The 14,678-nt window shown below is 70.3% G+C and carries 11 protein-coding genes; 6 read left to right on the top strand and 5 right to left on the bottom strand.

Annotated features, from left to right (window positions below; all coding sequences use genetic code 11):
* Nucleotides 1–156 precede the first annotated feature (156 nt).
* From ACZ45E_RS13740 to ACZ45E_RS13730, 3 genes are all read right to left on the bottom strand, one after another.
* Entirely contained in the window at nt 157–1,740 is a 1,584-nt protein-coding gene (locus ACZ45E_RS13740; RefSeq protein WP_468220286.1) for an AAA family ATPase, read from the bottom strand.
* 79 nt (nt 1,741–1,819) lie between these two features.
* Nucleotides 1,820–2,539, bottom strand: a complete 720-nt coding sequence (cpaB, locus tag ACZ45E_RS13735; RefSeq protein ID WP_468220283.1) for a Flp pilus assembly protein CpaB — start codon at nt 2,537–2,539, stop codon at nt 1,820–1,822.
* A gap of 65 nt (nt 2,540–2,604) precedes the next feature.
* Nucleotides 2,605–3,543: a hypothetical protein gene (locus ACZ45E_RS13730; protein ID WP_468220281.1), complete on the bottom strand. Its 939-nt coding sequence runs from the start codon at nt 3,541–3,543 to the stop codon at nt 2,605–2,607.
* 285 nt (nt 3,544–3,828) lie between these two features.
* Between ACZ45E_RS13730 and ACZ45E_RS13725 the strand changes: the two genes are divergently transcribed.
* From ACZ45E_RS13725 to ACZ45E_RS13705, 5 genes are all read left to right on the top strand, one after another.
* Complete coding sequence (locus tag ACZ45E_RS13725) at nt 3,829–4,821, top strand: chitinase (protein ID WP_468220280.1); 993 nt, start codon at nt 3,829–3,831, stop codon at nt 4,819–4,821.
* Nucleotides 4,822–5,273: 452 nt separating this feature from the next.
* Nucleotides 5,274–5,429 carry a hypothetical protein gene (locus ACZ45E_RS13720; protein ID WP_468220277.1) on the top strand — a complete coding sequence of 52 codons (156 nt, stop codon included), beginning with the start codon at nt 5,274–5,276 and terminating at the stop codon, nt 5,427–5,429.
* On the top strand, nt 5,426–6,121 hold the full coding sequence (locus ACZ45E_RS13715) for a hypothetical protein (protein ID WP_468220276.1): 696 nt from the start codon (nt 5,426–5,428) through the stop codon (nt 6,119–6,121). Before ACZ45E_RS13720 ends, ACZ45E_RS13715 begins: the two co-directional genes overlap by 4 nt.
* Nucleotides 6,121–10,893, top strand: coding sequence for a putative T7SS-secreted protein (locus ACZ45E_RS13710; protein WP_468220274.1), 4,773 nt, complete (start codon nt 6,121–6,123; stop codon nt 10,891–10,893). The genes ACZ45E_RS13715 and ACZ45E_RS13710 overlap by 1 nt, the downstream gene beginning before the upstream one ends.
* 16 nt (nt 10,894–10,909) lie before the next feature.
* On the top strand, nt 10,910–11,188 hold the full coding sequence (locus ACZ45E_RS13705) for a hypothetical protein (protein WP_468220271.1): 279 nt from the start codon (nt 10,910–10,912) through the stop codon (nt 11,186–11,188).
* Nucleotides 11,189–11,212: 24 nt separating this feature from the next.
* Here ACZ45E_RS13705 and ACZ45E_RS13700 read toward each other — a convergent pair whose 3' ends face one another.
* Nucleotides 11,213–12,544 carry an Nramp family divalent metal transporter gene (locus ACZ45E_RS13700; protein ID WP_468220269.1) on the bottom strand — a complete coding sequence of 444 codons (1,332 nt, stop codon included), beginning with the start codon at nt 12,542–12,544 and terminating at the stop codon, nt 11,213–11,215.
* 173 nt (nt 12,545–12,717) lie between these two features.
* Here ACZ45E_RS13700 and ACZ45E_RS13695 point away from each other — a divergent pair, with 173 nt between their 5' ends.
* Nucleotides 12,718–14,004, top strand: coding sequence for a DUF1266 domain-containing protein (locus ACZ45E_RS13695; protein ID WP_468220267.1), 1,287 nt, complete (start codon nt 12,718–12,720; stop codon nt 14,002–14,004).
* A gap of 90 nt (nt 14,005–14,094) precedes the next feature.
* Here ACZ45E_RS13695 and ACZ45E_RS13690 read toward each other — a convergent pair whose 3' ends face one another.
* Entirely contained in the window at nt 14,095–14,673 is a 579-nt protein-coding gene (locus tag ACZ45E_RS13690) for a hypothetical protein (protein WP_468220266.1), read from the bottom strand.
* Between the last annotated feature and the right edge of the window lie 5 nt (nt 14,674–14,678).

The following is a 14,678-nucleotide window of genomic DNA, read 5'->3' as shown; positions in this document are numbered from 1 at the left end:
CGCCGCGGTCGCTCCATTTCGGGGGCGGCGGGGCGGTGTCCGGCCCAAGGCTCCGCCCAGGACCCGACCCATCCGGCCCCGGTGGCCCTTCCGGCCCGTGCCGCCCTTGTGATCGGGGAGCGGGGTCCGGGGCGGAGCCCCGTGGGCCGGGCGCCATCACTGGTCCACCTCTGACGCGGCCCCCGCCTCACCCCGGACCGACCAGCCGGGATTCACGCCGGGGAAGAACAGCGGCACGTCCACCTCGACCGTGGCCTTCATGACGACCCCGTCGTCCGCGCACCCGATCGTCGCTCCCTGCCAGGCGGACGGCAGGTGCGAGGCGCCCGCCGCCTGGCAGGCCCCGGCGGCGTCGCCGCTCCCGGCGGCGGCGGAGGTGGCCGCCCGCGCCGCCTCGTCCGCGGCGTTCCCGGCGAGGGAGTACGTGTAGCCGTACAGCACGCACTGCCACATCAGCGCCATCACGACGAGGACCAGCGGGAACATGGCGGCGAATTCGAGGGTGACCGCGCCCTTGTCGCCGCGGCGGCGGGAGCGGCGGCCGCCGGCGTCCGGGGCGGGGGCGGCGACCAGGCCGAGTTCGGCGGCCAGGGCCCACAGGGCCTGTTTGACGGTGGAGCGGTTGTCGAGGTCCTGCATGCGGCCCGCGTCGACGGCGGCCTGGAGTTCCTTGTAGGCGGCGGGGACGGAGGTGCGTGCCGACTTCGTGCCGGTGACGCGCTCGACGAGGGCGGACGTGATCTCGGCGGGGCGGGCGTGCCGGTTGACGACGGTGAGGGTCTCCTCGGCCTTGCGGATCTGGAGCCGGTCCCAGAGGCGGACCATGCGTTTGGCGGCGCGTACGGCCACCACGTCGGGGGTGACCAACAGGGCTGCTTGGTCGGCGAGTTCGATCGCCGCCGCGTTGGCCGCGCCCATCTGCGTACCGCAGTCGACGACCACGACCTCGTAGCGGGCGCGCAGGGCGTGCACGACCTGGCGGGCGACGCGGTCGGTGACTTCCTCGCCGCGTTCGCCGTCGGCGGGGGCGAGGAGGAGGTCGATGCCGGTCTCGTGGGTGAAGACGGCGTCCTGGAGGACGCGCGGGGTGATGTCGTGGATGGCGGCGAGGTCGGCGATGGAACGGCGGAACTGGACGTCGAGGTAGGAGGCCACGTCGCCGGATTGGAGGTCGAGGTCGAGCAGCGCCACGGAGCGTCCTGACGCCCGTGCGGCGAGGGCGAGTTGCACGGCGGCGAGGGTGGTGCCGACGCCACCCTTGGCACCCGCCACCGCCACGACGTGGCCGCCGCCACCGGCGGGCATCAGCTCCGCGCCGGTGCCCCCGGAGAGGTGGCGGCGCATGCCGGTGGACCAGGAGGCGGCGGCGTGGACGCGTTCGGCGAGGGCGTCGTAGCCGAGGGGGAACGCGACGATGCCGCGGGCGCCGCTGTCCATCGCGGCGGTGAGCAGGGCGGGGCTGGTGTCGGCGGTGGCGAGGACGACGCCGACGGCGGGGAAGCGCAGCACCAGGTCGCGGATGAGCTCCAACGCCGGTACAGGGCCGATCCGTTCGTGTACGAGGACGACTTCGGGCAGCTCGTCGAGGGACTCGGCGGCGAGCCTGGCCAGGGTGTCGAGCAGGGCGGTGGAGTCGGTGACGGGCGGGGCGGGTTCGGTGTCGGGGAGCTGGGAGAGGAGGGTGACCAGTGCGCGGGCCGCCTCCGGTTCGCTCGCGGCCGGGAGGATACGGGTCGTCATCGGCGGGCTCCCTTCGAGAGCGCTGACGTACGGGCCCCGGGGCTGCGCTCGCCCGTGGCCGGCGCGGTCCCGGGCCCCCTCACTTGTCCTCGTCCAGCGTGTACGACCGGTCCCCGGGGGCGATCGTCCCGTGGTCCCCCGGCGCGACGAGCGCGAGCCGTACGTGGGTGGCGAACGACTCGGCGTACGCGACCCGTTGGGCGTCGGCCGCGCCCAGGGCGAACGTGATCGGCACGGCCTCGCGCTGGCGTCGCGCGGTGCTTGCGGAGGTGCCCGCGCCCTGCTGGTCGATGGGGGTCAGTTTGCCCACGTCGATGACCTCGGCGTTCTCCACGATGACCTGGGAGCGGTCGCGCTGTTTGTCGTTCTCCGCCTTGAAGGTGGCGTAGATGTTCACCTTGGAGCCCGGGTCGATCTTTCCGGCGACACCGGTCTCCGCGTCGATCATGATGGCGATCTCCTGCTGGCCCGCCTTGAGCTGCGGCCGGGCCACGACCATGTCGGTCTGGAGCAGCGAGCCCTTCCGCAGCTGGGTGACGGCGATCTTGCCGCGGACCTGGCGGAGGCTGGTGACAGCGGTCGAGGAGAGCCACCGCTCGGGCATCTCCACCTTCTCGAACTGGTCGTCGGACAACTCCTTGTACGGGGCCACGTCCTGTTTCAGCCGGTACGCGACCACCTCGGGGCCCACTTTGGAGTTCACGTCGCGGATCACGGACAGCACACCGGCGAACGCGCCGAGGGCACACAGGACCGAGACGGCCAGGAGGATGACGCCGCGGCGCTGACGTGAATTCATGGACCGGACAACCTCGTCGGTAGGCGGGCGGGGGGCGCGTTACGGGTAAGGGCGGGGGCGGCGGGTCAATGGTGGGAGGCGCGGGGCAGTGCGGTCCGGCCCGAGCCGGCGGCCGGGGCGAGTGCGGACCTGCTGCCGCCCGCGCGCTCGGGTGGCGCACCGGCGGCCAGCGGCGCGGAGCAGAACCCGCAGCGGTCGCCGATGAGTTCGAGCCCGCACCAGTGGCACTCCTCGCGCCGTACGGACGACACGAGCTGGTAGAGGACGGAGATGTCGGGGATGGCGGCGGCGAACTCGACGATCCGGCCGGGGTGGCCGCCTTTGCCCGTCGCCCACCAGCGCGGCGACTCGGCGGGCAGCGGCGCCTCGGTGGCGCTCGTCACCCGCCAGGCCGGGGCGAGGGCGCCGGTGACCCAGTCGGTGGAGTGCTGGCCGGCCGCGTAGAACATCCGCGTACCGAAGGACGGTCCGCTGGGCGTCTCGGCGCCGGTGATGCGCAGCAACTGCGGCTGCGGTGAGGCCACCACCGCGAACTGGGCGCCCGGCGACCACGATTTGGCGTGCGCCTTGAGCGTGACGGGGACGCGGTCGAGCTTGGCGACGGAGCCGAGGAGGGCGCCCGCGTGGACGTAGTGGGCGAGCAGCCGTCCGGCGGAGGCGAGGATGCCCGGGCTGAAGTCGCAGATGGACAACTGGCGCAGTTGCAGCGCCAGTACGGCGAGTCCGAGCGGCGGCAGCTCGGGCCGCAGGATGGCGATACGGTCACTTTCGAGCACGGACCGGATGGAATACAGCCGATGGACGACCGCGTCCGGGACGGACTGTGGACAGAGCACGATCAGATATCCGTGCTGTTCGATCAGTGCGTGTACGTCGCCGATCGCACGGTCCAGCGGGTACACGTCCGGCGCCCCGCCCACGGGCAGCACGACGGCGGTCGGCGTGTGCCGGTCGGGTGAGGCGAGCACCAGGTCGGGGTCGGTCACGGCTATGGCGGTCGGCACGCGTGAACCCCCCGGTCGCTCTGCGCTCCTCCAGACACTGCAGTGCTCCTGCCTGCAGCAGTTCCTGCCTGAGCACCATATCCACGCGGGCGCCCGGCAACACCCCACTTCGCACTGTTCACGGAGCGCTGCCCACGAGTTGGCGGGGAAGCGGCGGCTCAAACCCTTGACATCCCTATTGGTCTGGACCAGTTTTGTCGTCCAGCAGCTGCTTCCCCCTCTTCCTCTCTCTCCCCGCCGCCCCCACGCCGGTGCGGGAGACCTCCCCCCACATGGAGGCAGAAAATGAAGCGATTCGGCGCGCTCATAGGCGCGTTCACGGCGGCGACGCTGGCCGTGACCGGGCTCCTCGCGACGACGGGCACGGCCGACGCGGCCCCGGCCGGGGCCACCGCGGTCCCGGCCCACGCGGTGACCGGCTACTGGCAGAACTTCGACAACGGCGCCACCGTCCAGAAGCTCGGCGACGTCCCCGCCGCCTACGACATCATCGCGGTCGCCTTCGCGGACGCCACGACAACGCCGGGAGCGGTCGACTTCACGCTCGACTCGGCGGGCCTGGGCGGTTACACGGAGGACGCGTTCAAGGCGGACATCAAGGCGAAGCAGGCCGCGGGCAAGTCGGTGGTCATCTCCATCGGCGGCCAGAACGGCACGGTGTCGGTCAGCGACTCCGCCTCGGCGACGAACTTCGCGGACTCGGTCCACGGCCTCATGCAGGAGTACGGCTTCGACGGCGTCGACATCGACCTGGAGAACGGCCTCAACTCCACGTACATGTCACAGGCGTTGGAGTCCCTCGCGTCGAAGGCGGGCAGCGGCTTCGTGCTGACGATGGCGCCGCAGACGATCGACATGCAGTCCACGTCTGCGGAGTACTTCAAGACGGCACTCGCGGTGAAGGACATCCTCACGGTCGTCAACATGCAGTACTACAACAGCGGTTCGATGCTCGGCTGCGACGGCAAGGTCTACAGCCAGGGCTCGGTGGACTTCCTCACGGCGCTCGCCTGCATCCAGCTGGAGGGCGGCCTCGACCCGTCGCAGGTCGGCATCGGCGCCCCCGCGTCGGCCGCGGCGGCGGGCAGCGGCTACGTGGCCCCCTCGGTCGTGAACGCCGCCCTGGACTGCCTCACCAAGGGCACGGACTGCGGCTCGTTCAAGCCCTCGAAGACGTATCCCGGGCTGCGTGGCGCGATGACCTGGTCCACGAACTGGGACGCGACGTCCAGCAACGCCTGGTCCTCGGCGGTGGGCCCGCACGTCCACGCCCTCTGACCCGGCCCCCTCAGTACCGGCAGCGCCGCCGCTCCCCCGGCGGCGCTGCCCGCGCGTCGGCTCGCGGGGCCGCTCTATCGAGGCAGGCGCGGCGGACCCCCTGCTTCGAGCCAGTTCCGGCATCAATGACAGACGTGTGACACAACGGGCGTTGCGATGAGCAATGTGCGGTTGTGATGATGGAACGCATGTCTGAAAACGGGGGCGGGGTCGCGGACCAGCCAGAGGCACCCAGATTACGGCTGACCGAGTACGCGGAAATGAGCGACCGCCGGTCGCCGGCCGGGTCCGGAGGCAGGCCGGTGCGGGAAGGGCCTGTGCAGGACGGGCCGACGCGGGACGAGTCGCGGCCGCCAGAGACCCGGGCGGCGCCACAAGAAACGGCGGCCTCCCACGCTGGAGCGGCCGAACGGCGGCACGCATGCGCGGCGCTACTGGGTGACGGCGCGAAGTTGCTGGACGTCGCGGTACCGGCCGCGGGTGTCCCGCGCGGGGTGGCTCTGGACTGCGCGGGCGGGCCCGACGAGATGGTGTTCCCGCCGGCGAAGGGCATGGTGCCGGGCGCGGTGGCCGTCGACCGTGACGAGCGCGAGGGGGTGGCGGCGTGACCGGCGGAGGCGGCAGCGGCGGCGGCGGCGGCAAGGATCTACAGGCCGAGGGGTTGGGCCTGGTCGCGAAAGGGTTGACCGACGCGTTGGGAGAGCTGAAGGAGCTCGGCATGGTCGGCGCGGCCGGTGCGGGCCGGGGTTTCAGCGACATAGGTCTGTCCGGACTCGAACTGGGTCATGAGGGCGTGACGGAACGCTTCAAGTCGTTCTGCGAGCGGTGGGAATGGGGCGTGCGCGCGCTCATCCACGAGGGAAACGAATTCGCCAAAGGTGTGGGCCTGTCGGCGGGCATGTATTACGAGACCGATCAGTACGTGCAGGGTGCGTTCAAGGTCGGTGTGAACTCCCTCATGGGCAATCCGTACGCCACCGAGGAGGAAGTCACCCAGAAGGACTGGGGGCAGGTCTTCTCCGAGAACCCGCTCTCGATGTGGCAGAACCGGGACTACAGCGCGGAGTCCTGGGACGAGGCGAACGCGAACGTGGAGCAGGGTCTCAAGGACACCGGCCGCGACCTCATGACCTCGAAGGGCCTGACCTCGCTGGGGCTCAGCCCGAACAACCTGCACGGCGCCGCCGGTATCTCGGACGGCGAGTACGACCAATGGCTGGACGACACCTTCGGCCCCTCCCCCGAGGAGCGCGCCCGGGCGGCCGGGCAGCAGGGCGGCCAGGCCGGAGGTGACCAGTAGTGGGCGGCATCCTCGGAGACCTCGGTGACGGCCTCAACGCCGGCCTCAAGGCCGGCGGCGACCTCATCGACTCGGGCAAGAAGAAGCTCGGCGAGGCCGTCGACTACGGCAGCGACAAGCTCGGCGACGGACTCGACTACGTCGGTCTGGACAAGGCGGGCGACGTCGTCCACGACGTCGGCGACCGCGTGGCCGCGGGCCTGGGCGCCACCCCCACCGAACAGGGCCTCGGCCACACCGACGATCCCACCCAGCTCGTCCACGGAAACCCTGGCAAGATCCGCGAGTCCGCCAAGCACCTGAAGGACTTCCACAAGGCCTTCGACAGGGTCGGCGACGGCTTGCGGAAGGTCGACGCCTCCGGGTGGAAGGGCGAGGCCAAAGACGCCTTCCACCGCAAGATCTCCATTCACCCCACCAAGTGGGCGCAGGCCGCCGAGGCGTGCGGCACGGCCGCCGAGGCCCTGGACTCCTACGCGGACACGATCAAGTGGGCGCAGGGCAAGGCGCAGGACGCCATCGACGCCTACAAACGCGGGCAGCGCGCCAGTGAGACGTCCGCGAAGGCGTACAACTCCAAGGTCGACGCCTACAACACCAAGGTCGACGCGGGCGAGGACCCGGGCCCCCGGCCCGACCCCTGGAAGGACCCCGGCGAGGCGGACCGCGCGAAAGCCGAGCACATACTCGAAGACGCCCGCAGGGCGCGCAACGAGGCCGCCGCACATGCGGACGCGGCGTTGGCGAGGGCGCTGGCCCACGCCCCCGCCGAACCCCCGCCGCTGACCCAGCTGGGCAACAACCTCGGCGACCTCAGCGACGCGGTCGACACCGAACTGACGCACGTGGTCGGCGGAGTCGTCAAAGGCGGCGCGGGCCTGATCAACTTCGCCCGCGGCCTGAACCCCACCGATCCCTACAACCTCACGCATCCGGCCGCGTACTACCAGAACGTCACCATGACGCTCGCCGGCCTCGCCTCCACCGCCGCCCATCCCGAGCGCATCGTCACCGCCGCCATCGACGGTTTCAAGAACGACCCGTCGGAATTCATCGGCCGCCTCATCCCGGAGGCGCTCGGCACCAAGGGGGCGGGGTTGGCCAAGTCCGGGGTGCGGCTGGGACTCCGTACCGGCGAGAAGGCAGCGGTGCGGGAGGGCGAGAGCGCGGCGCGCAAGGCTCTGCGCAAGGACCCCGACGGCCCGACGGAGAACCCGAAGCACAAGGCCGAGGACGACAACACCGACCCCATCGACCTGGTCACCGGCAAGATGTACCTGCCGCAGACCGACATCGTCCTGCCCGGCACCCTCCCCCTGGTCTTCACCCGGCGCGTGGAGTCCGGCTCCCGGCTCGGCCGCTGGTTCGGCCCGTCCTGGACCTCGACCCTCGACCAGCGCCTGGAGATCGACACCGAGGGCGTCGTCTTCGTCACCGAGGACGGCCTGCTCCTCAGCTACCCTCACCCGGCCCCGGGCGTCCCGACTCTGCCCACCCACGGCAGCCGCCGCTGGCCGCTGGACCGGGTGGACGGCGGCTACACGATCACGGACCCGCGCGCCGGGCACACCTGGCACTTCGCCGACCATGGCGAGGACCGGGCGGTGCTGGAACAGATCGACGACCGCAACGGCAACTGGCTCACCTTCGAGTACGACACCGAAGGCACCCCGCTCGGCATCGCGTCATCCGGCGGCTACCACCTCAGGATCACCGCACAGGACGACCGCGTCACGGGCCTGCTCCTGGCCGGCGGAGGACCGGACGGCACCGACCAGGAGATCAAGCGCTACGGCTACTGCCCCGACGGTCACCTGACCCAGGTCATCAACTCGTCCGGCCTGCCGCTGCGGTTCACGTACGACGAGCGCGGCCGTGTCACCTCGTGGACCGACACGAACGACCGCTCGTACACGTACGAGTACGACGACCAGGACCGCTGCGTCGCCGAGGGCGGCACGGACGGGCACATGACCCTGCGGGTGTCCTACGACGGCATCGACGAGGCCACCGGCCATCGCGTCACCACGACGACCACCGGCGAGGGCCACACCCGGCGTTACCTCGTCAACGACGCCGGGCAGGTGGTCACCGAAGTCGACCCGTCGGGCGCGGCCACCCACTTCGTACGGGACCGCCACAACCGTCTGCTGTCCCGCACCGACGCACTCGGCCACGCCACCACTTACCGCTATGACGACGCGGGCAACCCGGTGTCCGTGGTGCGTCCGGACGGCCGCGAGTCCACAGCCGACCACAACGAGTTCGGCCTCCCCACACGCGTCCGGGGTACCGACGGCAACGCGAGTCGTCACAGCTACGACGAGCGCGGCAATCGCACCTCGGTGACGGGCCCTGCCGGCCAGGTCACCACCTTCGCGTACGACGAGGCGGACCGTCTCGTATCGGTGACGGACCCGCTCGGCCACGTGACAGCGGTCCGCTGCGACCGGGCGGGCCTGCCGGTCGAGATCACGGACCCGCTGGGCGCCGTCACGCAGTACGAACGCGACGCCTTCGGCCGCCCGGTGGCCCTCACCGACCCCACCGGTGCGACGACCCGACTGCGCTGGACCGTCGAGGGCCGGCTCGCTCACCACATCGCGCCGGACGGCACCACCGAATCCTGGACCTACGACGGTGAGGGCAACTGCACCAGCCACACCGACCCGCTCGGCGGTGTCACCCGCTTCGCCTACACACACTTCGACCTGCTCACCGCCCGTGTCACACCTGACGGGGTGCGGTACGAGTTCGCCCACGACAGTGAGCTGCGCCTGACCCGGGTCACCAATCCCCAGGGGCTGACGTGGGACTACACCTACGACGCGGCCGGCCGACTCATATCCGAGACAGACTTCGACGACCGCGCGCTCACCTACACGCACGACGCGTCCGGCCGACTCGTCAGTCGCACCGACGCACTCGGCCGGACCACCGTCTTCGAACGCAACGCCCTCGGCCAGATCACGCGCAAGGAGACCGAGGGCCAGGTCACGACGTTCGCGTACGACCTCACGGACCAACTCGCCCGGGCCATCGCCCCGGACGGCACGGAACTGACGATCCTGCGCGACCAGTACGGCAGGGTCCGCACGGAGACGGTCGACGGCCGGGAGTTGACGTACAGCTACGACGAGCTGGGACGCCGCACGGGTCGCAGGACCCCCGCCGGGGCGGTGACGACCTGGACGTACGACGCTGCGGGCCGCCGCACCGACCTGGTCGCGTCGGGCCGTTCCATCGACGTCACGTACGACGCGGCCGGCCGCGAACTGAGCCGGCACATCGGCGACGCCATCACGCTGGCCCACACCTTCGACCCGCTGGGCCGCCTGACCACCCAGTCGGTCACAGGCCCGGCGGGCGTCACCCTGCAACACCGGGCCTACTCGTACCGCGCCGACGGCAACCTCACCGCCATCGACGACCTCCTCAACGGTCCGCGCCACTTCGACCTCGACGCGGTCGGGCGCGTCACCGCGGTGCACGCCGCGAACTGGACGGAGACCTACACCTACGACGACGCGGGCAACCAGACCTCGGCGTCCTGGCCCGCCGACCACCCCGGCCATGAAGCCACCGGCGACCGGGCCTACACCGGTACCCGCCTCGAACGCGCCGGACGCGTCCGGTACGAACACGACGCCCTCGGCCGCATCACGCTGCGCAGCAAGACCCGCCTGTCCCGCAAGCCGGACACCTGGCGGTACGTCTGGGACGCGGAGGATCGCCTCACCCAGGTCACCACGCCGGACGGCACGCTGTGGCGCTACAGGTACGACCCGCTGGGCCGCCGGACGGCGAAGCTCCGTTACGCCTCCGACAGCGAGACGGTCATCGAGCGCACGGTCTTCACCTGGGACGGCACCCAGCTCTGCGAACAGACCACAACAGCGCCGGAGTTGCCTCACCCGGTAGCCCTCACCTGGGACCACCAGGGCCTACGCCCGATAGCCCAGACCGAACGCATCCTGACGCCGGACTCCGCCCAGGACGAGGTCGACTCCCGCTTCTTCGCCATCGTCACCGACCTCGTAGGCACCCCGAACGAACTCATCGCCGAAACCGGCGAGATCGCCTACCGCACCCGCGCCACGCTCTGGGGCACCACAGCCTGGAACACGGATGCCACGACCTACACCCCGCTCCGGTTCCCCGGCCAGTACTACGACCCTGAGACGGGCCTGCACTACAACTACTTCCGGCATTACGACCCGGAGACCGGGCGATATCTGACAGCGGACCCCCTTGGCCTGTACCCGTCTCCAAACCCCGTCGGGTACGTTTCGAACCCCGCCACTTCTTCCGACCCCTTGGGACTAGCGCCCACAGGATGCCCCGAAGAGGAGCACCTGTTCCGAGGAACAACCAAGGGTTACGATGCCAGCAGTGGAACGCAAGCGAGCGGCTTCACACCGACTTCGACCGATCCCGGCGTAGCTGCCACATTCGCCAGGCATTCCGAGCAATTCGGTGAAGCCGTGGTGCACCTTATTCCACGGAGCGCCTTGGAAGATGTAGCAACGGCTCCTGGGTACATTGCTGCGGAGGCCGAAGTAGGAGTTGAGCTGTCAGCGTCTGCTCTGGCCCAGCGCGCCAGCATCGAGCTGCCCATAGAGACGGCCCGTAAAATTCTTGAGGACATAGGAATTCACATACCTAAGGTGAACTCCTACGGCGGAATATCAGATGCACTGGAATGGGACGTCCCGAAACTTTCACCGGATCAGATATCCCAATTCGTCAGAGAGGCATACAGGCATGGTTGAACCGCACAGCAGCAGGATGCAGATCATCGCGGTGGAGTCCCGTGGAGATGGTGAGGCTGTCTGTGTGGCACGCTGCGTAGGCGGGACAGCTCGGATCGGTCAGCGCTTCTCGCTCGCGTCGGACGAATTGGCGGAGGAGGGAACCCGCGATCTTTCTTGGCGCTTGACAAGGATCGACCGATACGGACGCGAAGTCGAGTTCTTCGATCCCCCGCATGGCGCCAAGGTGTATCTGTCGGGCGGCGACGTGAACCATCTGCGGGACCGCGTCACGTTGATGTCGCTCGAGTCCTGAGAGAACAGGACCCGAGCCGACGCGTCAGAAGAACTCCGACCAAGGCTGGTCCCACACCTGCTTCACGCACAGGACCACGAACAACAACCCCGCCACCACCAGCATCCCGTTGCTCACCCACCCGTTCCGCCACTGCGACGGCGTTCGGGGCGTGTTGAGGAGCCAGATCAGGGTCAGCGCCAGGAACGGCATGAACGCCGCGCCCAGGACGCCGTAGAGGATGACCAGGCGGAACGGCTGGCCCTGGAAGAGGAGGATGATCGGGGGGAAGGTCAGCCACAGGAGGTACGCGCGGAAGGGCCAGCCGCGTTGGCGGTCGCCGCTGGCCACCTCCTCGCCCGTGACGCGCTCCCGGCGATACCGCTCGACGAAGTCCGCGAACATCAGGCTCACCCCGTGCCACACGCCGATGAGCGACGTGAAGGACGTGGCGAAGAAGCCGATCAGGAAGAGTTTGGCCGTCGCCGTGCCGTACTGGGCGTCGAGGATCTCCGTCAGGTCCAGGAGACCCTTGTCGCCGCTGGCGATCGACGTGTGCGAGGCGTGCAGCAGCTCCGCGCCGACGAAGAGCATCGCCACCACGAAGACGCCCGTCGTGATGTACGCGACCCGGTTGTCCAGGCGCATCACCTTCATCCAGGAAGCGTTCGCCCAGCCCTTCGCGTTGATCCAGTAGCCGTACGCGGCAAGGGTGATGGTGCCGCCTACGCCGCCGATCAGGCCGAGCGTGTTGAGGACCGAGTCCTTCTCGTCGGGCAGGACCGGGAGCAGGCCCGCGAAGGCGGCACCGAGGTTCGGGGTGACGCGGATCGCGAGGTAGACCGTGACGGCGAACATGACGCCCACCAGGACCGTCATGACCTTCTCGAAGACGGCGTACTTGTTGAACCAGACGAAGACCAGGCCGACGAGCCCGCAGAGGATCGCCCACGGCTTGATCGACCAGTCCGCCGGGAACACGTCAGGGAAGAGGGCTTGCAGCGGCAGCGCGCTCGAACTCATCGCCGCCGCGCCGTAGACGAAGCCCCAGATGACCACGTAGATCACGAAGAACCACGTCGTCCAGCGGCCCAGGCTCGCCCAGCCGTCGAAGAGCGTGCGGCCCGTGGCCAGGTGCCAGCGGCCCGCCGCCTCGGCCAGGCTGATCTTGACGAGGCAGCCGAGGACCGCCGCCCACAGCAGGGTGTAGCCGAAGTTGCTGCCCGCGACGAGCGTCGCGACGAGGTCGCCGGCGCCGACACCGGTCGCGGCGACGACGATGCCGGGGCCGATGTACTTCCAGCTGGATTTGCGCGGGTGGTCGGAGTCGAGGGGGGTGGGGTGGGTGCCCGTGCTGTTGCCCGTGGTGTCCGCCATGAGTAACAAGAGTGCGGACAAGAGGCGGATGAGCAAGGGGGCGTGCGCGACCACGACCGGTTCGGACCCCGTCCAGGGGCGTCCACCGGCCTGAATTAGCCTGACCTCGCCCCGCCGACCCACAGCCCCGCCAGCTACGCCGCCCCGAGCCGAGGAAGCCGAGGAAACCACCCATGACGTTCGGTCCGCCGCCCGCCGAGTTCGGCTCGCCCCCTGTCGACTTCGGCCCGCCCGCGCCGCCCGCCTGGACCGCGCCCTCGCCCCTGGAACGGCAGTTGTACGAGGCCCGGCAGCGCGGCGACTGGACGGCGTACTACGAACTGATCGCCTCGGTCGAGCTGTACGTCGAGCTGCGGCCGGACAAGGCCGACGTGCCCGACTCCGTCCACCCCCTCTTCCACCGCGACCCGCGCACCGGCGGCGAGTGGCTGGAGCTGTACACGACCGGCATGCTGCCCGTGCCCGAACCGCACCGGCTCTTCGAGTGGCAGTCCCTCGACTGGTTCGCCACCGCGTCCTGGGCGACCGGCACCCACCCGGTGACCATGGTCATCAACCCGCGCACCCCGTGCGAGGCCGTACTCCCGCCGCTGCCGCCGCACGACGCGGCCTGGAAGCAGGCCGCCGCCCGCGCCGGAACTCCCCACATCCACCAGCGACTTCGGGCCCTGCATGTGGGCGGCGCGCTGCACGGGCCGGTCGCGCACGGGCTCGCGCTCGGCGCGCTGCTCTCCGTGAACAACGGCGAGTTCTGGAACACCATGGCCCACCACGGCGAGGGGTACCGCACCGAACGGCGCCGGCTGCGCGAGTGGTGGGATGTGAGTGACCGCGCGGGCTGGCTGGAGCAGGTGCGGCTGCTGCTCGCCGCCGAGAACCACAGCACCGTATGGGAGTTCGCGCTCGGCCTGCGGCACAGCATCGCCCGCGACTTCGGCGGCCATGTCGACACCGCGTACTGGAAGCAGGCCGTGAGCAAAGTGCTGCGGGCCCGCGGCGAGGCCCGCACCGTGCTCACCGAGGAGGGCGTGACCACCACCGAGCCGCGCCCCGCCGACGAGATCGCCGCGCAGACCGAGGGGGTGCACCGGCTCATCGGGCGCATCACCCGGTACGAGGCCCGGATGCGCGCCGACGGCGTACTCGCCGAGGGGCGGTACGTGACCTCCGTGGACGCCTGGGACCTGGGGCGTGCCCCGAACATGGCGCGCTGGGGGCTCGCCTCCCGGTACGGCACCCTGGAGGAGGCCGAGTCGGCGGTGCGCGCGGCCGGTGCGGCCGCCGCCCGTTCCTACCGGTCCTGGCAGGACTTCTCCGCCGCCTACGTCCTCGGCCGGTGCCTGCACTTCGACGACGAGGAGTTCGGCAGCTGGTACGGGGACATGGTCGACGCCCACCGGATCCTGATGAGCGAGGAGGGCAGCCCCTGGCTCAACCTGCCGTTCCGGCCCACCACTTGAGCCGCCCGCACCGGAGGATCAGCCCTCGAAGCCTGAACCGCCCGCGCCGGCGGATCAGCCCTCGAAGCCCGAACCGCCCGCGCCGGCGGATCAGTCCTCGAAGTACGCGTCCAGCGCCTTGTCCAGCTGCTCGGTCCACTGCGTGAGGCGGGACTTGTCCGGGGCCTCGACGTCGTTGGGGTACCAGCGGCTGTTGGGGGTGTGGACGGTCACCGTGAGGCGCTTGCGGGACGTGCCGTACTCGACGGCGCTGATCTCGTCCCAGGTGAAGTCGGCCTCCTGGTCGTCGAGCGTGAACCGGACCCCGGTCGCGTCGACGGTGATCGAGCCCCGGCGGTCCTTCGCCTCGAGGACCGGGCCGTCCGCACCGCCCTTGCCGGCCCCGGCATCGGCGTCGTCACCGGCCCCGGCGTCGTCACCGGCCTCACCCGGCACGGGCTTCCCGACAGAGACCCCGGCGTCCTCGGCCTCCGTCGCGACCTCGTCGTCCGAGGTCACGGCCCCCTCCGGCCCGGCCTCGGGTTCCTTCCGCGTCACCTCCCGTGCCGGCTCGTCGGTATCCGTGACCGCGTCCTCGGCAACCGCCTCCGGGCCGGGAGACGTCAGGCCGGGAACGTACGCCGGGTCGAAACCGGCACCGGTGACGGGCGTGACCTTCTGACTCTCCATACGCT

The sequence above is a fragment of the Streptomyces sp. NPDC030991 genome (assembly GCF_055571235.1).
Note: the sequence above shows the minus strand (reverse complement) of the source record. Positions and strands in the feature narration are given on the sequence as shown.

Excerpts from the sequence above, each read along its gene's own strand:
- ACZ45E_RS13690 (WP_468220266.1), bottom strand. The coding sequence starts at position 14,673 with ATGGAGAGTCAGAAGGTCACGCCCGTCACCGGTGCCGGTTTCGACCCG.
- ACZ45E_RS13725 (WP_468220280.1), top strand. The coding sequence starts at position 3,829 with ATGAAGCGATTCGGCGCGCTCATAGGCGCGTTCACGGCGGCGACGCTG.
- ACZ45E_RS13695 (WP_468220267.1), top strand. The coding sequence starts at position 12,718 with ATGACGTTCGGTCCGCCGCCCGCCGAGTTCGGCTCGCCCCCTGTCGAC.
- ACZ45E_RS13700 (WP_468220269.1), bottom strand. The coding sequence starts at position 12,544 with ATGGCGGACACCACGGGCAACAGCACGGGCACCCACCCCACCCCCCTC.
- ACZ45E_RS13740 (WP_468220286.1), bottom strand. The coding sequence starts at position 1,740 with ATGACGACCCGTATCCTCCCGGCCGCGAGCGAACCGGAGGCGGCCCGC.
- cpaB (WP_468220283.1), bottom strand. The coding sequence starts at position 2,539 with ATGAATTCACGTCAGCGCCGCGGCGTCATCCTCCTGGCCGTCTCGGTC.
- ACZ45E_RS13705 (WP_468220271.1), top strand. The coding sequence starts at position 10,910 with ATGCAGATCATCGCGGTGGAGTCCCGTGGAGATGGTGAGGCTGTCTGT.